Origin of the sequence: Actinophytocola sp., from assembly GCF_045807065.1 — a bacterium.
Classification (GTDB): domain Bacteria; phylum Actinomycetota; class Actinomycetes; order Mycobacteriales; family Pseudonocardiaceae; genus Actinophytocola.
The window spans coordinates 1-18,425 of sequence record NZ_JBJMIE010000254.1 but is presented as its reverse complement, the minus strand read 5'-3'; the positions used below and the strand labels follow the sequence as shown (position 1 = coordinate 18,425).

Genomic DNA, 18,425 nt, shown 5'->3' with positions numbered 1-18,425 from the left:
CGGATCTCGGGCAAGAAGGGCGAGCGGATCGTCTACATCCGCACCCTCGTCACCGGCAAGAACCAGGAGTCGGGTCGGGCGATCGACACGGCGACCAACACGGGCCAGTACCTGTAGCAGGTGCTCCGGCTCGGACTTGGACTGGCGGCACTCGGCCGGCCGGCGTACATCAACGTCGGCCGGTCCGAGCTGCCGCTCGTCCGTTCTGTTCAGGCCATGCGTGAGGCGTCGTGGGCGGTCCTGGACGCCGCCCACGCGGCCGGCGTCCGCTGGGTGGACGTGGCCCGCTCGTACGGGCTCGCGGAGGAGTTCCTGGCGGGCTGGCTCACCGACCGCGCGGTGACGGACGTGACCGTGTCCAGCAAGTGGGGCTACGCGTACGTGGGCGACTGGCGGTTGGACGCGGCCGTGCACGAGGAGAAGTCCCATACACTCGACCGGTTTCGCCTCCAGTGGGCGGAGAGCACGTCCCTGCTGGGCCCACACCTGTCCCTCTACCAGGTGCACTCGCTGACCCCGGACAGCCCGCTGTTCGACGACCTGGCGTTGCAGGACGCGCTGGCTTCGGCGCCGGTGCGGGTCGGCTTCTCGACCTCCGGTCCCGAACAGGCTGCGGTGGTGCGCCGGGCACTCGCCCTGGAACGGCACGGAGTGCGCGTCTTCACGGCCGTACAGTCGACCTGGAACGTGCTGGAGCCGTCTGTTGGTCCGGCGCTGGCGGAGGCACACGCGGCGGGCGCGCACGTGCTCGTCAAGGAGGGTGTGGCCAACGGCCGCCTGGCGGTGGACCCGCCGGCACCCGTGGCATCCCTCGCCAGGACCCTCGGCGTGGGCCCGGACGCGGTCGCCCTGGCCGCCGCGCTGGCCCAGCCGTGGGCGGACACCGTCCTGTCCGGCGCGGCCGGCACGGGACAGCTGGCGAGCAACCTGGCGGCCCTGGCGGTCGAGGTCGACCTGCCGGACCTCGCGGAGCCGCCGGCGGCGTACTGGGAACACCGCTCATCACTCGCCTGGGCGTGAGCGACCCACCCGTATCGGCGCGATGTCGGTCCAGGACCGTAGGCTTGGGGACATGCGCCGGATCATGGGTACCGAGGTGGAGTACGGCATCGCCGTGCCGGGAGACGCGACCGCCAACCCGGTACTGACCTCCACGCAGGTCGTCCTGGCCTACGCGGCCGCCGCGGACATCCCGCGCGCCCGCCGGGCCCGCTGGGACTACGAGGTCGAGTCGCCACTGCGGGACGCGCGCGGGTTCGACCTCGGCGCGCCCGGCGTGCCGCCGTCGGACCCGGAGGTGGAGGACCTCGGCGCGGCCAACGTCATCCTCACCAACGGCGCCCGCCTCTACGTCGACCACGCGCACCCGGAGTACTCCGCGCCCGAGGTCACCAACGCGCGGGACGCCGTCATCTGGGACAAGGCGGGGGAGCGGGTCATGGAGGAGGCGGCCATGCGGGCCGCCACCGTGCCCGGCCAGCAGCGCCTGCAGCTGTACAAGAACAACGTCGACGGCAAGGGCGCCAGCTACGGCACCCACGAGAACTACCTGATGGCCCGCAACACGCCGTTCACCGCGGTGATCGCGGGGCTGACGCCGTTCTTCGCCTCGCGGCAGGTCGTCGTCGGCTCCGGGCGGGTCGGCCTCGGCGCGGCCGGTGAGGAGGCGGGCTTCCAGCTGTCCCAGCGCGCCGACTACATCGAGGTCGAGGTCGGGCTGGAGACCACGCTCAAGCGCGGCATCATCAACACCCGCGACGAGCCGCACGCCGACGCCGACAAGTACCGCCGGCTGCACGTGATCATCGGCGACGCGAACCTGGCCGAGACCTCCACCTACCTCAAGGTCGGCACCACCGCGCTGGTCCTGGACCTGATCGAGGCGGGCGTCCGGTTCGACTCGCTCAAGCTCGCCGACCCGGTCCGCGCGGTGCACGCGATCAGCCACGACCCGACGCTGCGGATCACGGTCGAGCTGACCAACGGCCGCAAGTACACCGGCCTGGACATCCAGAGGGCCTACCACGAGCTGATCTCCCAGCACATCGACCGCACCGAGCAGGACGCGGTCTCGCTGGACGTGCTGCAGACCTGGGGCGACACGCTCGACGCGCTGGCCCGTGATCCGATGGAGTGCGCCGACCGCCTCGACTGGCCGGCCAAGCTGCGGCTGCTGGAGGGCTACCGCGCCCGCGACGGCCTGGCCTGGAACGCGCCGCGCCTGCACCTGGTCGACCTGCAGTACTCCGACGTCCGGCTGGCCAACGGCCTGTACAACCGGCTGGTCGCCCGCGGCTCGATGAAGCGCCTGGTCACCGAGGAGGAGGTGCAGGCCGCCATCACCACGCCGCCGCATGACACCAGGGCCTACTTCCGCGGCCGCTGCCTGGAGCGCTACCCGAACGCGATCGCGGCGGCGTCCTGGGACTCGGTCATCTTCGACCTGGGCCGCGAGTCGCTGGTCCGCATCCCCACACTGGAGCCGCTGCGGGGCACCAAGTCCCACGTGGGCGAGCTGCTGGAGGCCTCGTCGACGGCGGAGCAACTGGTGGACGCGCTCACCAGTGGTCCGAAGAAGTAGTCCAAGTAGTAGCCGCCCGTTCGCTGACAGCGAATGTCCCGATTCACGATCATCAACCGGATGGTCCGCGAAATTGTCAGTGCCGGTCGGTAATCTTGGGGAGGACAAGCCCCGATAGGGAGGCGAGATGGCCCAGGAACAGACCCAGCGGCAGGGCGGCGGTGACGGCGACGAGGATGTCGACGGCGCCGCACCAGCAGGTCAGGAACGCAGGGAGAAGCTCGGCGAGGACGTCGATACGATCTTGGACGAGATCGACGACGTGCTGGAGGAGAACGCCGAGGACTTCGTGCGCGCGTACGTGCAAAAGGGTGGCGAGTAGATTCTCTCGCTGTCCCCACCGAACGGACAGAAAGCAGGCATGGAACACACCCCATTTCGCGCCATGCCCGGCGCATCGCTCCCGGCTGCCTACATGACGGCCGAGACGTCCTCCTTCGTCGACTTCCTCCGGGTCCAGGCACCACACCTGCTCCCGGGCGGCGGTGGGCTGGGCGCTGTCGAGCCCGTGCGTGCCCGGCAGCTGGCCGACCTGACGCCGCAGCCGCCGCACGGCACCACGATCGTCGCCATGACGTTCGACGGCGGCGTGCTCATCGCCGGTGACCGGCGCGCCACCTCGGGCAACCTCATCGCACAACGCGACATGGACAAGGTGTTCGTCGCCGACACCTACTCCGCGGTGGGCATCGCCGGCACGGCCGGCCTCGCCGTCGAGATGGTCCGGATCTACCAGGTCGAGCTGTCGCACTACGAGAAGCTCGAGGGCGTCTCGCTGTCCCTGGACGCCAAGACCAACAAGCTGGCCGCCATGGTGCGGGGCAACCTCGACGCGGCCCTGCAGGGCCTCGCCGCGATCCCGCTGTTCGTCGGCTACGACGTCGACGCGTCGGACCCGGCCCGCGCCGGCCGGATCGTGTCGTTCGACGTGGTCGGCGGCCGGTACGAGGAGCGTGCCGGCTTCCACGGCGTCGGCTCGGGCTCGCTGTTCGCGCGCTCGGCGCTGAAGAAGCTGTGGGATCCGGGCTGCGACGAGGACGCCGCGATCAGCATGGCGATCGAGGCGTTGTACGACGCGGCGGACGACGACTCGGCCACCGGCGGGCCGGACCTCGCCCGCAGGATCTACCCCCAGATCGTGACGATCACGGCGGCCGAGGGCGCCGTGCACCTGTCCGAGGACAGGGTTGCCGAGGTCACCGAGTCCGTGGTGACCGCCAGGACGAGCCAGCCCCGCGGCTGACATCCCTACCAGCAACAAAGAGGAGCCACCACCGTGACGATGCCGCTGTACGCCTCGCCCGAGCAGTTGATGCGGGACCGCTCGGAGTACGCCCGCAAGGGCATCGCGAGGGGCCGCAGTGTCGTGGCGCTCAAGTACGCGGGCGGCGTGCTGTTCGTCGCCGACAACCCGTCGGCGACGCTGCACAAGGTGTCCGAGATCTACGCCCGGATCGGGTTCGCCGCGACCGGCCGCTACAGCGAGTACGACGGCCTGCGCCGCGGCGGCATCCGGCACGTCGACCTCTGGGGCCTGGCCAACGACCCGCGTGACGTGTCGGCGCGCCTGCTGGTCAACGTGTACGCGCAGACACTGGCCGCGGTGTTCGCCGACCAGCTCAAGCCGTACGAGGTGGAGTTGTGCGTCGCCGAGGTGGGCGCGACGCCGGAGACCGACCAGCTGTTCCGGCTGACCTTCGACGGCTCGATCGTGGACGAGGCGTCGTACCTGGTCATGGGCGGTCAGACCGAGCCGGTCTCCACCAAGATGAAGGAGACCTACGAGGAGGGCATGTCGCTGGAGGCGGCACTCGGCTTCGCGGTGGCCGCGCTGTCGGCGGGCTCCCCGGCGAGCAACGGCGAGAACGGCGTGGGCAAGCTGGAGGTGGCGGTGCTCGACCGGACGCGACCCAAGCGAGCGTTCCGCCGCATCGAGGGCGCCGCGCTGACCGCGCTCCTGCCGTCCGATTCATCCGAATCCACCGAGGAGTCCGCGGAGTCCCCCGACGCGGAGTCCAATAGCACTGACCAAGCGTGACGGGACGGCCTTCGATGACTAGTTTGTCTCACCTCCGAGCGGCCACGAGAACTGTGGCCCGGAAACGCCTAGGCTAAAGGGATGCAGCGGCGGATCTTCGGCATCGAAACCGAGTTCGGCGTGACCTGTACGTTTCACGGACAGCGCAGGCTGAGCCCGGACGAGGTCGCGCGGTACCTGTTTCGTCGAGTGGTGTCCTGGGGACGTTCTTCGAACGTGTTCCTGCGAAACGGCTCACGCCTCTACCTCGATGTCGGCTCACACCCCGAGTACGCCACCGCGGAGTGCGACGACCTGGTACAGCTGGTCACGCACGACAAGGCGGGGGAGCGGATTCTCGAGGACCTGCTCGTCGACGCCGAGCGTCGGCTCGCGGACGAGGGCATCGGCGGCGACATCTTCCTGTTCAAGAACAACACCGACTCGGCCGGCAACTCCTACGGCTGCCACGAGAACTACCTGGTCACCCGCGCGGGTGAGTTCTCGCGGATCGCGGACGTGCTGCTGCCGTTCCTGGTGACGCGTCAGCTCATCTGCGGCGCCGGCAAGGTGCTGCAGACCCCGCGGGGCGCGGTGTACTGCCTGTCGCAGCGCGCCGAGCACATCTGGGAGGGCGTCTCGTCCGCGACGACGAGGTCCCGCCCGATCATCAACACCCGCGACGAGCCACACGCGGACGCCGAGCGCTACCGCCGCCTGCACGTGATCGTCGGCGACTCGAACATGGCCGAGGCCACGACGCTGCTGAAGGTGGGCAGCGCGAACCTGGTCCTGGAGATGATTGAGGACGGCGTCCAGTTCCGGGACTTCAGCCTGGACAACCCGATCCGCGCCATCCGCGAGATCAGCCACGACCTGACGGGCCGCCGCCTGGTCCGCCTGGCCGGCGGCCGCGAGGCGTCGGCCCTGGACATCCAGCGCGAGTACTACTCCCGCGCGGCCGAGCACGTCGCCCAGCGCGGCTCCGACCCGGTGGCCGAGCGCGTGATCCAGCTGTGGGGCAAGACCCTGGACGCGGTGGAGGCCCAGGACCTGACCCGCATCGACCGCGAGATCGACTGGGCCATCAAGCACCGCCTGGTGGAGCGGTACCAGGCCAAGCACGGCCTGGAGCTGTCCAGCCCGAGGATCGCCCAGCTGGACCTGGCGTACCACGACATCCGCCGCGGCCGCGGCATCTTCGACCTGCTACAACGCAAGGACCTGGTCGCCAGGGTCACCGAGGACGGCGAGATCGAGGCCGCCAAGGACACCCCACCCCAGACCACCCGTGCCAAGCTCCGCGGCGACTTCATCGCCGCCGCTCAGCAGGCAGGGCGTGACTTCACGGTCGACTGGGTTCATCTGAAGCTGAACGACCAGGCTCAGCGGACGGTGCTGTGCAAGGACCCGTTCCGGGCGGTGGATGAGCGGGTGGAGCGGTTGATCGCGTCGCTCTGAGGTTCTCGGGTCCCGGGTCCCGGGTGGGGCCGGGGGCATGGTGAGGGCGGGTTGGCAACGGGGCGGAGTTGGCAAGGCCGGCTTTGTTGGCCACGATGGTTCATGGGTGCTTGGGCCTGGGTTGTTGGTCGGGTCCGGCTTCACCTTGCTGGCCTTCCGGTCCACCTTGACCGGCGCCAGCGCGCCCACCGGTTTCTGAGCGGGTCCAGGCTGCCCACCGGACGTTTCGGCGATCGCCGAGGTGTCGCCGACCTAGCATCGAGGTCATGAAGCTAGCCGAGGTCGCCGCCGTCCTGGCTGACAACAGCCGGGCCACCATGTGTCTGGCCCTGATCGACGGCCGAGCGTGGACCGTGACCGAGTTGGCCCACGCCGCCCGCGTGGCCCCGTCCACGGCCAGCGAACACGTCCGAACCCTCGCCGACGCCGGCTTCGTCCGCACCCTCAAGCAGGGCAGGCACCGCTACATCCGCCTGGCCGGCCCCAACATCGCCGATCTCATCGAACGCCTGGCCAACCACGCCGGCCCGGAGCCACCCCGCGGCCTCCGCGCGAGCGTCCGCGCCCGCCGCCTGGCCCAGGCCCGCACGTGCTACGACCACCTGGCAGGCCGCCTGGGCGTAGCCCTACGGGACGGCATGCTGACCAGGGGCCTCCTGACGGACCGTGACGGCCTGACCATAACCCCCCAGGGCCGCAACACCCTGACCGAACTGGGCGTGGAACTCCCCACCACCCGCCGCGCCCTACTCCGGGACTGCCTCGACTGGACCGAACGCCGCGAACACCTGGCCGGCGCCCTCCCCGCCGCAATCCTCCACCGAGCGTTGACCGCCAACTGGCTGACCCGCGACCCCCACCGCGCCATCACGGTCAACGACAACGCCTGGCCGGCCCTCGAACGCCTGGGCCTGACGCGAGACACCCCAACACAGACGCTGAACCCCGCCGCGACAAACTGAGCGACCTCGTGAACAGGCCGGCCGCCCCGGCCAGAGCTTCCGCTGCGGCCAGGCGTTGAGGCGGCCTCTGACACTCGGCCCGGCAACATCATCTCCGGACCCTGCGAACGGACGATCAGTCCCGCGCCCACCGGGCCTGGCCTCCGGCCCCCGGTTCCACGCTACCGAACACCACCGACAATCCCGAACCGTCCACAGGCGTCTGTCCACAGGCGCCGGTTCTGTCGGTGCTCCCCGTTACGCTGGATCCGGGGGCCGGAGGCCACGCCACCGGCAACGACTCACACAGCAGCGGGTTCCTCCTCACGCAACCCCACCCGGTCGTGCACGCGGCGCAGAACCGGCGGCGCCCACCACGCCGCGCGCCCCAGCACCCGCATCCCGACCGGCACCAGAACCCCCCGGATCAGCGTCGCGTCCACGAGGATCGCCAGGCCGCTGCCGATCCCGAACATCTGGATGAAGCTCACCCCGCTCGTCCCGAACGCCAGCAGGCTCACCGCGAGCAGCGTCGCCGCCGCCGTCACGATCCGGCCGATTCGGGACAGCCCGTGCGTCACCGCCTCCTCCAGGCCGGCGCCCTGAGAGTGCGCCTCCTTGATCCGGCTCAGCACGAACACCTCGTAGTCCATCGACAGCCCGAACACGATGCAGAACAGCAGCACCAGCATGGCCGTGTCGAGCGGCAGCGGCGTGAACCCCAGCCACGACGACAGCCACCCGTGCTGGAAGACCAACACCAGCACACCCAGCGTCGCCGACAGACCGAGCACGTTGAACAGCAGCGACCGGATCGGCTGCCACACGCTTCCCGAGAACAGGAACAGCAGCACGAACGTGCTGACCGCGATCAGACCCGCCGCCAGCGGCAACCTGCTGCCGATCGCGTCCTTGCTGTCCACGAGCTGCGCCGCGTTGCCACCGACCAGCGCGTCCACCCCGTTCACGCCGTCCACCGGCAGTGCACGCACCGCCGCCACCAGGTCCTGCCCCTGCGTCGAGTGCGGGTCGTAGGCGCTCTGCACCGCCAACCGCTGCAGCCCGGTCTCCGACGCGTACGCGGGGTTGCCCCCGCCGACCGCCCTGCCGTCCACGAACGTGCCGACGCTCGCGGTCACCGACCTCACCCCATTGACTTCCGACAGCGCGAGCGCGTAGTCGCCGACGATGTTGCTGCCCACCGGCGAGGTGGTCACCACGTCCAGCATCCTGGCGTCGTCGCCGGGGAAGTCCGCGCGCAGCACGTCGCCGACGGCCCTGGTCTGTGCCGCGGTCGTCAGGACGCGGTCGTCCGGCGTGCCGAACCGCACGCCCAGAAGCGGAACCGCCGCCGCGACCAGCACGAGCACCACCGGCAGGCCGGTCAGCACGGGCCGGCGCAGAACCACCGACGCGATCCGCGCCCACACGGCCGACGCCGAGCCGGGCGTCCGCTTCAGCCACGGCAACCGCAGCGAGTTGACGCGACCGCCGAGCAGCCCGAGGAGCGCCGGCAGCACCACGAGCGCGCTCACCATCGCGATGAGCACCACGCCGACGCCCGCGTACGCGAAGGAGCGCAGGAAGTACAGGGGGAACATCATCAGCACACCGAGCGCGACCGCGACCGTCAGCGCGCTGAACATGATGGTCCGGCCCGCCGTGGCGACCGTGCGGGCGGCGGCCTCGACCGGGTCCTGCCCCTTGTCGAGCTCCTCGCGGAACCGGGACACCATGAGCAGCGCGTAGTCGATCGCCAGGCCGAGCCCGAGGGCGGTGGTCAGGTTGATCGCGAACACCGACACGTCCGTGACCGAGCCGAGGACCGCGAGCAGGGCGAACGTGCCGAGCACCGCGAGCGCGCCGATGGCCAGCGGCAGCAGCGCGGCGATCACGCTGCCGAACACGATGACGAGCAGCACCAGGATGATCGGCACCGCGATCGACTCCGCCAGCGCGAGGTCGCCGCCGACCTGGTCACCGATGTCGGTGCCGACCGCGCCCGGCCCGCCGACGCGGACCTGGAGCGGGCCGGACCCGGTGGCGTAGGCCTCGCGCAGCCGCTCGACCTCGTCGGTGCCCGTCAGCTTGGCGACCACGAGCGCGTGCCGTCCGTCCTCGGCACGCAGCTGCGGCGCCCTGGTCGTGAAGTACGAGACGACGTCGGCGAGCCCCCGGTCGCTCGTGAGCCTGTCGGTCAGCTCGGCGCCGGCCCGCTGGTTGGCCGCGTCGTCGACCGTGCCCGTGGCGGGCGAGAGCAGGAACACGATGTCGCTGTCGCCGCCGAACCGCCGGTCGACCAGTTCTTGCGCCCTGCTGGACTCGGCCGCCGGGTCGACGAACCCGCCGTCGGACTTCAGCTTGCCGAACGCGGTGAAGCCCAGCGCGCCGGCACCGACCACGACCAGCAAGGTCACCAGAAGCACGCTTCGCGCATGCGTCGCGGCGAACCGCCCGATCCGTCCGAACATCGCGCCCCTCCTTCTATGTGTGCACCCGTAAACTTATCGCCTGTTAACTTGCCATGCGATGTTGACTGGTGTCAACATCGGTCTCATGGAATCCTCAGCTCCGGGCAAGCGCGGCTATCACCACGGCGACCTGCGCAACGCGTTGGTCGCGGCCGCGGCTGAGCTGGCGGCCAAGGGCGGCCCGCAGTCGGTGACCGTCCGCGCGGCGGCCAGGGAGGTCGGGGTGACGCCGACGGCGGCGTACCGGCACTTCGCGGGGCACGAGGAGCTGCTGATGGCCGCGAAGGAGCGCGCGCTCGACGAGCTGACCAGGTCGATGCACGCCGAGATCGCGGCCAGGACGACGTCGACGGGTGATCCGGTGCGCGACGCGCTGGTCAGGTTCGGTGCGATCGGCCGCGGTTACCTGGCGTTCGCGCGGGCGGAGCCCGGCCTGTTCCAGACCGTGTTCTCGGCGGACGGCCCGACGATGCCCCCGCCGGAGGAACGCGACGAGATCGGCCCGTTCATGATGCTGGTCGAGGCGGTGGACGAGCTGGTCAGGGTCGGCTACCTGAGCCGGCGGCGCCGGCCGATGGCGGAGTTCGCGGCGTGGTCGACGATCCACGGCCTGGCCACGCTGCTGCACGGGCCGCTGCGTGACATGCCGGAGGACATGCGTGACGAGATGATCGTGCGGAGCATGCTGGTGCTCGGGCGCGGGTTGAGCGGCGCCGGGCTGGCGCCGGACCTGGAGGCGCTGCTGGCGAAGGAGTTCACCAGGGGTCGCTAGGCGGTGCCGTGCAGGGCGCGGGCGGTGGGGGAGTTCTCCACCTCCCGCGGGTCCGGGCAGGTGCCCAGGACCCGGTCAGCGGTGCCCGAGCTGGTGACGGTGAACCAGTAGTGCTCGTTCTTGTAGTGGTGCAGCCGGTGGTTGCGCCAGATCGCGCGGTAGGGGCGGGAGCGGGGCCGGTAGTCGCTGTGGATGAGGTAGTGCGTCCACTCGTAGCCCATGCCGAGCAGCCCGACCACGGTCATGAAGGTGAGACCGAGGCCGGTGCGCGGGAACGCCAGCAGCCCGATCGCGAGGATGATCGGCAGCAGCCACAGGTGCACCTGCCAGGGGATGAACACGAGCGGCACGTCCCGCGGGTCGACGTGGTGGGCGCGGTGCTTGCGGGACAGCAGCGGGTCGATGGTCACCGGCCCCAGCCGCCGCGGCCGCCAGTGCAGGACGCACACGTGGACCACCCACTCGAAGAACGGGAAGGCGGCGAGCATCGCCAGCGGCGTCCACGCGTCGGAGAACCGCCAGTCCCCGACGAGGACGCGCGCGGTGCCCACACCGATGAGGAAGACACCGATCAGCCACGGCGACGGGTGCCACCAGAAGCCCCTGGCGGCCTCGCCGAGGCTGATCGACCTGCGCTTCGCCTCGTCCGCCCGCAGCCGCTCCCTGGCCAGCCTGTCGACGTCGTCGCTCATGGCTACGGCATCTCCTCGAGCTTGCGGACCGCGGCCAGCAGGGCGTTGGTGGCGGGCGTGAGCAGGTCCTCGGCGGCGCGCCGGGCGCGGTCCGCGTCCCCGGCGACGATGGCGTCCGCGAGCGCGCGGTAGATCTCGATCTGCCCGACCTCGGCCTCCATCATCGTGGCGAGCGCGGCGATGGCCGGCTCGTAGGCGGCGCGCAGGCTGTTGAACATCAGCCGGAACACGATGGATTCGGCGCCGTCGACGATCTGGTCCCAGAACAGCAGCGCGTGCCTCTGCCGCGCGAGGGGGTCCTCGTCGACCTCGAGCCCCGCGACGATCTCCCGCAGCGCCTTGCCGATGCGCGTCGCGGACCGCTCCGCGGCGAGCGCGGCCACCTTGGGACCGACCAGCAGCCGGGCCTCGAGCACGCTGCGTGCGACGCCCGGGTCGAGCTCGGCGCGGGGGAAGAGCAGCCGGGGGAGGAGGTCGAGGCTGGCGTGCCGGCGGAAGTCCCTGACCGTGGTGGCGTCGCCCTGCCGCACCTCGACGAGGCCGGCCTGCGCGACGCGCTGCAGGGCCTCGCGGACCGCGGGTCTGGAGACGCCGAGCACCTCGGCGAGCTTTCGCTCGCTGGGCAGGGACTCGCCAGGTGCGAACTCACCACTGACAACATCATCGATGATCTGGTCGAAGACCTCATCCGGCACCGAGCGCCGGGCAACGGGTTGCAGTGCCATGAGGAGAGTTACCCACAAACATTGCAACAGGTCAAGTGGTCATACCAATATTATCCACAGGCAACCCGTCCTCTGTTCACTCCACGTCGGACGCCGCCCTCCGGTTCACCCGATGCCCGACCTGCGCCGACCTTTCGACGATGGTCTGGACCAGTGCACCAAAGGACCGTTCGCTCCAACACCCTGGCGCGCCAACGGGACTCCCCTGACCCAGTCGGGCTAGAGTTCGAAACGTGTCCGTCGTCCGCGCTGAAAGACTCGTGAACCTGGTGCTGTGCCTCCTGTCCACGCGCCAGTACCTGACTGCCGAGAGCATTCGCAAGATTGTTCCCGGCTATGCCGACGCGCCCAATGACGACGCGTTCTTCCGCATGTTCGAGCGCGACAAGACCGAGCTCCGCGAGCTGGGCATCCCCTTGGAGGTCGGGCGGAACTGGTCGTTCGACAAGATCGACGGCTACCGCATCGCCCGGCGCGACTACGAGCTCGGCGACATCGAGCTGGAACCGGACGAGGCGGCCGCGGTCGCGCTCGCCGTCCGGCTGTGGGACTCCCCGGAGCTGACCGGCGCGGCGCACGGCGCGCTGTTGAAGCTGCGTGCCGCGGGGGTGGACGTCGACCAGGGCGTGCCGGCGGTGGTGGAGCCGAAGGTCCGCACGACCGAGCCGGCGTTCGGTCCGCTGCTCGCCGCCGTGCAGGCCGGCCAGGCCGTCAGCTTCGACTACCGCCGGCCCTCGCCGGCCGAGCTACGCAGCCGCACGCTGGAGCCGTGGGGCGTGGTGTCCTGGCGCGGCCGCTGGTACGTGGTCGGGCACGACCGCGACCGCGACGCACCGCGCTGCTTCCGCCTGTCCCGCATCGTCGGCGACGTGCGACTGCTGGGCAGGCCGGGCACCGTGCGCCGCCCGCCGGAGGTCGACCTGCTGAAGTTCGTCGCGAGCACCAGCAACGAACCGATCGAGACGTCCACCGTCCGGCTGTGGCTCGCCAAGCACCGCGCCGCCGGCCTACGGCGCCGCGCGACGGTGGTCGCCGAGCGCGAGCTCGACGGCGAGGTGGGTGACGTGGTCGAGCTGGAGGTCGTGCACACCGACTCGGCGGCGAGCTGGATCGCGGGCTACGGCCCGGACGCGGTCGTGCTCGAACCGGACGTGCTGCGCAAGGCCGTGCACGAGCGCCTGCTGGCCGTGGCGGAGTCGACATGAACGCGGGCAACACGTCGACCGAGCGCCTGCCACGGCTGCTGGCGCTGGTGCCGTACCTCATCGCACGCCCGGGCATCGCGGTCGACGAGGCCGCGGCCGACTTCGGCGTCACCGCCAAGCAGCTCCGCAAGGACCTGGAACTGCTGTGGATGTGCGGCCTGCCCGGCTACGGCCCGGGCGACCTGATCGACCTGTCCTTCGAGGGCGACACCGTGTCGGTCAACTTCGACGCGGGCATGAGCCGCCCCCTCCGCCTGACCGGCTCGGAGGCGACGGCCCTGCTGGTCGCCCTGCGCACCCTGCTGGACGCCCCGGGCGTGGCGGACGCCGACGCCATCCGCAGAGCGGTCGCCAAGGTGGAGGCCGCGGCCGGCCAGGCCCAACCGGCGGGCGTCGCGGTGGGCCTGGGCATCCGCGAGGGCGAGACCACGGCCCGCGCCCGCGAGGTGGTCCAGTCCGCACTGCGTGCGCGGCGGGCACTGCGCATGACGTACTACACGGCGTCCAAGGACGAGATCACCGACCGAACCGTGGACCCGATGCGCATGCTGATCGTGGAAGGCCGCGGCTACCTGGAAGCCTGGTGCAGACGAGCCGAGGGCGTCCGCCTGTTCCGCCTGGACCGAATCGACGACGTCACCGTCCTGGACGAGCCCGCCGCCCCACCCCCGTACGCCGAACAGACCGACACCACCGCCGGCCTCTTCCGCCCGAAGCCGGAACAACCCGAGGCCCAACTGGTCCTGATGCCCGACGCCCGATGGGTGTCGGAGTACTACCCCACAGAGGACGTCGCCGAACTGGACGAGGGCCGGTTGCGAGTATGGATGCGCTACGCCGACCTGTCCTGGATGGTGCGGTTGCTGCTCGGGCTCGGCGGGGATGTTGTGGTTGAGGGGCCGGAGGAGTTGGTTGCCGCTACTCGGGATCGTGCTGTTCGGGCGTTGGCTCGGTATCGCTGAGTCTGGCTCTGGGTTTGGGTGGCGGTGTGGCCGGGTCCGGGGTCCGGGCCGGGGGTGGGGGAGCGGTGGCTTGGCAAGGGGGTTGCTCAGTCGGCGCGGTTGAGTAGGGGATTGGGCTTGGCGCTTGATTTGGATAGTGGGATGGGTTGATCTGGCGGGTTTTTTTCGCTGATCCTCTTCACTGCCTGCCTGCCTGCCTGCCTGCCTGCCTGCCTGCCTGCCTGCCTGCCTGCCTGCCTGCCTGCCATTCCCGATCTCATCCCCAGTCCGTTGCATGCCGCGTCTATCGCCGCGCCGCTCCTGCTTGCCTCGCCGTCCACCGTCTTGCTGCCCTTGCCGGTTCTGCTCTGCCGGTCCCAACCCGCCATCTCGCCTCGCACTTCGCTTCGTCCCGCCGCCTGCGTGGCCTCGCCCGCCGCCCCTGCCGTCCACCTCCAGCTCAGCGGCTCCCCCATCCCAAAGAGCCATCCCCACCTCCCAATCTCCACCCCAAGCCACCCACCTCACGCCCACCCGCCCCACCAGTCCATGTGTGATCTGTGTGAAGAAAAGGACTAGGTAGCCCACCTCCATCACACGCCCACTACGGTAGAAACTGTGATGTCGTACCTGCCGGCCTTGATCCTGGTCGTCGTGGGGTTGTTGGTGCTTGTTGTCGTGTTGGTCCGGATGTGGCGGCATGTCAGGGAGTTCAACCAAGCCGCCGATGCCTACCGGACGAATGTCGGTTACGAGACCGGCACCCTCAGGGCGCGCCTGGCGGCGCTCCAGGTGGCGATCAGGGACACCCGGGCACGGGTGAAGCACGCTCCGGCTGCCGTACCATCGAACAGCCGGGGGAGACAGGAGGAAGACCGTGGGTAACCTGGGTGTGCCCGAGCTGCTGATCATCGCAGGGGTGATCGTTCTGCTCTTCGGAGCCAGGAAGCTCCCTGAGATGGCTCGCTCGCTCGGCAAGTCCGCGAAGGCCTTCAAGGAAGAGACCAAGGGCCTGCGTGACAACGACAAGGACAACGACGAGAAGCCCGTTGTCCAGCAGCAGCTGCCCCAGGCCCAGCCGCCGGCCCCGACGCCCGCTCCCGAGCCGCCGGTGCAGCAGCAGGCCCAGACGAACGGCGTCGTGCCGCAGTCTGTCGAGCAGCAGAACAAGAACGCCTAAGTCCTAGAGAACAGGTCTGAACGGTGGCGCGCATGCACCGCCGGGACGAGCGTCGCGACAAGAAGAAGATCCGTAGCCGCCGGCACAACCCCGACGGCACGATGACTCTTCGGGATCACCTGTACGAGCTGCGGCACCGCCTTGCCATGGCCCTCCTCGGGCTGCTGGTCGGCTGCATCGGTGGCTTCCTGTGGTTCCAGTGGCGGATCGGCCCGATTCCCTCACTCGGTCACCTGCTGACCGGGCCCTACTGTGCACTGCCGGCTCCGCCTCGACTCGAGTTCGCGCACGGCAGGTGCGGACTGCTGCAGACGCAGCCGTTCGAGGCGTTCCTCATCCAGTTCAAGGTGGGGCTCGCCGCTGGCGCCGTGGTGACCAGCCCGTTCTGGCTCTACCAGATCTGGGCGTTCATCACCCCCGGACTGTACGAGAACGAGCGCAAGTTCACCCGGATCTTCGTGATCCTCGCGTCGTTCCTGTTCGCGTGCGGGGCCGTGCTCGCCTACGAGGTGATCCCCAAGGGGCTCGCGGTGCTGGTGAGCTTCGGTGGTGACCAGTTCATCACGGCACTCGCGGCCAACGAGTACATCTCGTTCGTCCTGATCATGCTGCTGATCTTCGGCGTCAGCTTCGAGCTGCCGCTGGTGATCACCATGCTCAACCGGATCGGCATCCTGCCCTACAACAACCTCAAGAAGTGGCGCCGCGGGATCATCTTCGTCCTGTTCGTGTTCGCGGCGTTCGCCACGCCCGGCACCGACCCGATCGGCATGTCCGTCCTCGCCGGCGCCATGACGGTCCTGTTCGAGCTGGCCGTGCAGATCGCCCGGGTCCACGACCGGAAGAAGCAGCGCCGGGCTGTCGCCGACGGGTGGGGCGACCACCCCGAGGACTACGACTTCTCCGAGGAGCCGGACAGAGTCAACACCGACGATGTGACCTGACCGTGAGAGCGGCGATGGTCGTCCACCCCGCGTCCGGGCTCGGCCGGGCGGGTCGCGTCGCGGGCACGGTCGCCGAGCGGCTCCGAACAGTCCTCACCGACCTGGTCACCGTCGAGGCCGGCACGGTCGAGGAGTCCCACCGGCTCATGCGTGCTGCCGGGGACCTCGACCTGCTGGTCGTCGTCGGCGGTGACGGGTCGGCCCACCAGGGCGTCCAGTTCTGCGCCGACACCGGCACCGCGCTCGCCGTCATCCCCGCCGGCACCGGCAACGACCTCGCCCGTACCCTCGCCGGCCAGGCGCAGGACCCGCTCGTCGCCACCGACGCCCTGGTCAGCGCCATCAGGGACGGCGCGCGCACCACCATCGACCTCGGCCGCGTCACCGACGGGCCGTGGTTCGCCGGCGTCCTGTGCGCCGGGTTCGACTCCGCGGTCAACGAGCGGGCCAACCGCATGCGCTGGCCGTCCGGTCCGCGCCGCTACGACCTCGCGATCGTCGCCGAGCTGGCGCGTCTGCGGCACGGCCGGCTGACGATCGAGGACGACGGCACGCGCATCGAGGTCGACGCCACCCAGATCGCCGTCGGCAACATCCCGTACTACGGCGGCGGCATCCCCGTCTGCCCGGCCGCCGACCCCGCCGACGGGCTGTTCGACGTCACGCTCCTGCGCCGGGCGACCCGGTTCGACCTGGTCAGGATGTTGCCCGGGCTGCGGACCGGCAACCACGTGCACCATCCGCTGGTCACCACGTCACGCACGAAGAAGATCCGCATCGGTGAGGCCAACGGCTGGGTCGCCTACGCCGACGGTGAGCGCATCGGACCCCTTCCCGTCGAGGTGACCTGCGTCCCGAACGCCCTCGAGGTGGTCGGCCGACCCGCGTGAACCCCGAAGCATGTGACAACCTTGAACACGTGGCTGCCAGCCCTTCTCCATCGCCCGCCGAGTCCTACACGGCCTCCCGCCGGCGTGCGAGATACCCCGAACTGACCGAGTTCACGTCGTTGCTCTCGTTCACGCTGGACCCGTTCCAGCAGCAGGCGTGCGCCGCCCTGGAGGACGGGCACGGTGTGCTCGTCTGCGCCCCCACCGGCGCCGGCAAGACCGTCGTCGGCGAGTTCGCCGTGCACCTCGCGCTGGGCAAGGCTCAGAAGTGCTTCTACACGACGCCCATCAAGGCACTGTCGAACCAGAAGTACGCCGACCTCGTCGACCGCTACGGGCCCGACCAGGTCGGCCTGCTCACCGGCGACACCTCGATCAACGGCAACGCGCCCGTGGTCGTCATGACCACCGAGGTGCTGCGCAACATGCTCTACGCGAACTCCTCGACCCTCGACGGCCTCGGCTACGTCGTGATGGACGAGGTGCACTACCTGGCCGACCGGTTCCGCGGCGCCGTGTGGGAGGAGGTCATCCTGCACCTGCCCGAGTCGGTGCGGCTGATCAGCCTGTCCGCCACGGTCAGCAACGCCGAGGAGTTCGGCGACTGGCTGGTCGAGGTCCGCGGCGACACCACCGTCGTCGTCGACGAGCACCGGCCCGTGCCGCTGTGGCAGCACATGCTGGTCAACAACCGCATGCTCGACCTGTTCACCGGCGAGGGCCCGGACGGCGAGCCGCGCATCAACCCCGAGCTGCTGCGCCGCACCGAGAACGAGAACCGCGTCCAGGACGCCTGGGGACCCCGCAACGCCCGCGGACGGCGTTCCGGGGCGCCACGGGGACCGCGGTTCCGGCCGCCGTCCCGCATCGACGTGATCACCCGGCTCGACGCCGCCGGGCTGCTGCCGGCCATCGTGTTCGTGTTCAGCCGGGTCGGCTGCGACGCGGCCGTCAGCCAGTGCGTCCGCTCCGGCGTGCGCCTGAACACCGAGGCCGAGCTCGCGGAGATCCGCAAGGTCATCGACACCCGCACCAAGGACCTCAACGACGCCGACCTGCGGGTCCTGGGCTTCTGGGAGTGGCGCGAGGCCCTGGAGCGCGGGTTCGCGAGCCACCACGCCGGCCTGCTGCCGGCGTTCAAGGAGACCGTCGAGGAGCTGTTCGTCCGCGGCCTGGTGAAGGTCGTGTTCGCGACCGAGACCCTCGCGCTCGGCATCAACATGCCGGCGCGGACGGTCGTGCTCGAACGCCTGGTCAAGTACAACGGCGAGGCGCACGTCGAGCTGACGCCGGGGGAGTACACGCAGCTCACCGGCCGGGCCGGGCGGCGCGGCATCGACGTCGAGGGCCACGCGGTCGTCATCTGGCAGCCCGGCGTCGACCCCCGCCAGGTCGGCGGCCTCGCCTCGACCCGCACCTACCCGCTGCGCTCGTCGTTCCGGCCCGGCTACAACATGGCCGTCAACCTGGTCGGACGGCTCGGTGCCCAGCAGGCCCGCGAGATGCTGGAGCAGTCGTTCGCCCAGTTCCAGGCCGACCGCTCGGTGGTGCACCTGGCCAAGCGGGTGGAGCGCAACCGGGAGGCCCTCGAGGGCTACGCCGAGG

At 70.2% G+C, this 18,425-nt stretch carries 18 protein-coding genes; 15 read left to right on the top strand and 3 right to left on the bottom strand.

From position 1 onward, the window contains the following. Positions 1–120 precede the first annotated feature (120 nt). The 7 genes from ACJ73U_RS15030 (at position 121) to ACJ73U_RS15000 (ending at position 7,021) form a co-directional block, all read left to right on the top strand. The gene (locus ACJ73U_RS15030; RefSeq protein ID WP_407778226.1) at positions 121–1,020 is read left to right on the top strand and encodes an aldo/keto reductase; all 900 of its coding nucleotides are present in this window, start codon (positions 121–123) and stop codon (positions 1,018–1,020) included. A gap of 52 nt (positions 1,021–1,072) precedes the next feature. After that, the gene (dop, locus tag ACJ73U_RS15025; protein WP_407778225.1) at positions 1,073–2,581 is read left to right on the top strand and encodes a depupylase/deamidase Dop; all 1,509 of its coding nucleotides are present in this window, start codon (positions 1,073–1,075) and stop codon (positions 2,579–2,581) included. 127 nt (positions 2,582–2,708) lie between these two features. Further along, positions 2,709–2,903: a ubiquitin-like protein Pup gene (locus ACJ73U_RS15020; protein ID WP_184809888.1), complete on the top strand. Its 195-nt coding sequence runs from the start codon at positions 2,709–2,711 to the stop codon at positions 2,901–2,903. Positions 2,904–2,942: 39 nt separating this feature from the next. Next, positions 2,943–3,824, top strand: coding sequence for a proteasome subunit beta (prcB, locus tag ACJ73U_RS15015; RefSeq protein ID WP_407778224.1), 882 nt, complete (start codon positions 2,943–2,945; stop codon positions 3,822–3,824). A gap of 33 nt (positions 3,825–3,857) precedes the next feature. Further along, entirely contained in the window at positions 3,858–4,619 is a 762-nt protein-coding gene (gene prcA / locus ACJ73U_RS15010) for a proteasome subunit alpha (protein ID WP_407778223.1), read from the top strand. 81 nt (positions 4,620–4,700) lie between these two features. Continuing rightward, a complete protein-coding gene (pafA, locus tag ACJ73U_RS15005; protein ID WP_407778222.1) occupies positions 4,701–6,059 on the top strand; it encodes a Pup--protein ligase in 1,359 nt (452 codons plus the stop codon). Positions 6,060–6,316: 257 nt separating this feature from the next. After that, a complete protein-coding gene (locus ACJ73U_RS15000) occupies positions 6,317–7,021 on the top strand; it encodes an ArsR/SmtB family transcription factor (RefSeq protein WP_407778229.1) in 705 nt (234 codons plus the stop codon). Between the two features lie 281 nt (positions 7,022–7,302). On the opposite strand, the gene ACJ73U_RS14995 is transcribed toward ACJ73U_RS15000, so the two are convergent. Further along, complete coding sequence (locus ACJ73U_RS14995; protein WP_407778221.1) at positions 7,303–9,471, bottom strand: MMPL family transporter; 2,169 nt, start codon at positions 9,469–9,471, stop codon at positions 7,303–7,305. Between the two features lie 85 nt (positions 9,472–9,556). On the opposite strand from ACJ73U_RS14995, the gene ACJ73U_RS14990 reads away from it, so the two are divergent. After that, a complete protein-coding gene (locus tag ACJ73U_RS14990; protein ID WP_407778220.1) occupies positions 9,557–10,243 on the top strand; it encodes a WHG domain-containing protein in 687 nt (228 codons plus the stop codon). On the opposite strand, the gene ACJ73U_RS14985 is transcribed toward ACJ73U_RS14990, so the two are convergent. Next, positions 10,240–10,935 (bottom strand): sterol desaturase family protein, encoded by a 696-nt coding sequence (locus tag ACJ73U_RS14985; protein WP_407778219.1) that lies wholly within the window; start codon positions 10,933–10,935, stop codon positions 10,240–10,242. The two genes, ACJ73U_RS14990 and ACJ73U_RS14985, sit on opposite strands and share 4 nt — an antisense overlap. Positions 10,936–10,937: 2 nt before the next feature. Further along, complete coding sequence (locus ACJ73U_RS14980) at positions 10,938–11,660, bottom strand: FadR/GntR family transcriptional regulator (protein ID WP_407778218.1); 723 nt, start codon at positions 11,658–11,660, stop codon at positions 10,938–10,940. 233 nt (positions 11,661–11,893) lie between these two features. Here ACJ73U_RS14980 and ACJ73U_RS14975 point away from each other — a divergent pair, with 233 nt between their 5' ends. The 7 genes from ACJ73U_RS14975 to ACJ73U_RS14945 form a co-directional block, all read left to right on the top strand. Beyond that, on the top strand, positions 11,894–12,865 hold the full coding sequence (locus ACJ73U_RS14975; RefSeq protein ID WP_407778217.1) for a helix-turn-helix transcriptional regulator: 972 nt from the start codon (positions 11,894–11,896) through the stop codon (positions 12,863–12,865). Beyond that, positions 12,862–13,827, top strand: a complete 966-nt coding sequence (locus ACJ73U_RS14970; RefSeq protein ID WP_407778216.1) for a helix-turn-helix transcriptional regulator — start codon at positions 12,862–12,864, stop codon at positions 13,825–13,827. Before ACJ73U_RS14975 ends, ACJ73U_RS14970 begins: the two co-directional genes overlap by 4 nt. Positions 13,828–14,427: 600 nt before the next feature. Then, positions 14,428–14,691: a bacteriophage holin gene (locus ACJ73U_RS14965; RefSeq protein ID WP_407778228.1), complete on the top strand. Its 264-nt coding sequence runs from the start codon at positions 14,428–14,430 to the stop codon at positions 14,689–14,691. After that, complete coding sequence (tatA, locus tag ACJ73U_RS14960; RefSeq protein ID WP_407778215.1) at positions 14,684–14,986, top strand: Sec-independent protein translocase subunit TatA; 303 nt, start codon at positions 14,684–14,686, stop codon at positions 14,984–14,986. The genes ACJ73U_RS14965 and tatA overlap by 8 nt, the downstream gene beginning before the upstream one ends. A gap of 32 nt (positions 14,987–15,018) precedes the next feature. Then, complete coding sequence (gene tatC, locus ACJ73U_RS14955; RefSeq protein WP_407778214.1) at positions 15,019–15,930, top strand: twin-arginine translocase subunit TatC; 912 nt, start codon at positions 15,019–15,021, stop codon at positions 15,928–15,930. Continuing rightward, positions 15,927–16,820: a diacylglycerol/lipid kinase family protein gene (locus tag ACJ73U_RS14950; protein ID WP_407778227.1), complete on the top strand. Its 894-nt coding sequence runs from the start codon at positions 15,927–15,929 to the stop codon at positions 16,818–16,820. Before tatC ends, ACJ73U_RS14950 begins: the two co-directional genes overlap by 4 nt. A gap of 29 nt (positions 16,821–16,849) precedes the next feature. Beyond that, positions 16,850–18,425 (top strand): DEAD/DEAH box helicase (locus ACJ73U_RS14945; RefSeq protein WP_407778213.1); only part of this gene is annotated, 1,576 nt, incomplete at its 3' end.

Coding starts and splice junctions, on each gene's coding strand:
- tatC (WP_407778214.1), top strand. CDS start 15,019: ATGCACCGCCGGGACGAGCGTCGCGACAAGAAGAAGATCCGTAGCCGC.
- ACJ73U_RS14970 (WP_407778216.1), top strand. CDS start 12,862: ATGAACGCGGGCAACACGTCGACCGAGCGCCTGCCACGGCTGCTGGCG.
- prcB (WP_407778224.1), top strand. CDS start 2,943: ATGGAACACACCCCATTTCGCGCCATGCCCGGCGCATCGCTCCCGGCT.
- ACJ73U_RS14990 (WP_407778220.1), top strand. CDS start 9,557: ATGGAATCCTCAGCTCCGGGCAAGCGCGGCTATCACCACGGCGACCTG.
- ACJ73U_RS14980 (WP_407778218.1), bottom strand. CDS start 11,660: ATGGCACTGCAACCCGTTGCCCGGCGCTCGGTGCCGGATGAGGTCTTC.
- ACJ73U_RS14995 (WP_407778221.1), bottom strand. CDS start 9,471: ATGTTCGGACGGATCGGGCGGTTCGCCGCGACGCATGCGCGAAGCGTG.
- ACJ73U_RS15020 (WP_184809888.1), top strand. CDS start 2,709: ATGGCCCAGGAACAGACCCAGCGGCAGGGCGGCGGTGACGGCGACGAG.
- pafA (WP_407778222.1), top strand. CDS start 4,701: ATGCAGCGGCGGATCTTCGGCATCGAAACCGAGTTCGGCGTGACCTGT.
- ACJ73U_RS14985 (WP_407778219.1), bottom strand. CDS start 10,935: ATGAGCGACGACGTCGACAGGCTGGCCAGGGAGCGGCTGCGGGCGGAC.
- dop (WP_407778225.1), top strand. CDS start 1,073: ATGCGCCGGATCATGGGTACCGAGGTGGAGTACGGCATCGCCGTGCCG.
- ACJ73U_RS14965 (WP_407778228.1), top strand. CDS start 14,428: ATGTCGTACCTGCCGGCCTTGATCCTGGTCGTCGTGGGGTTGTTGGTG.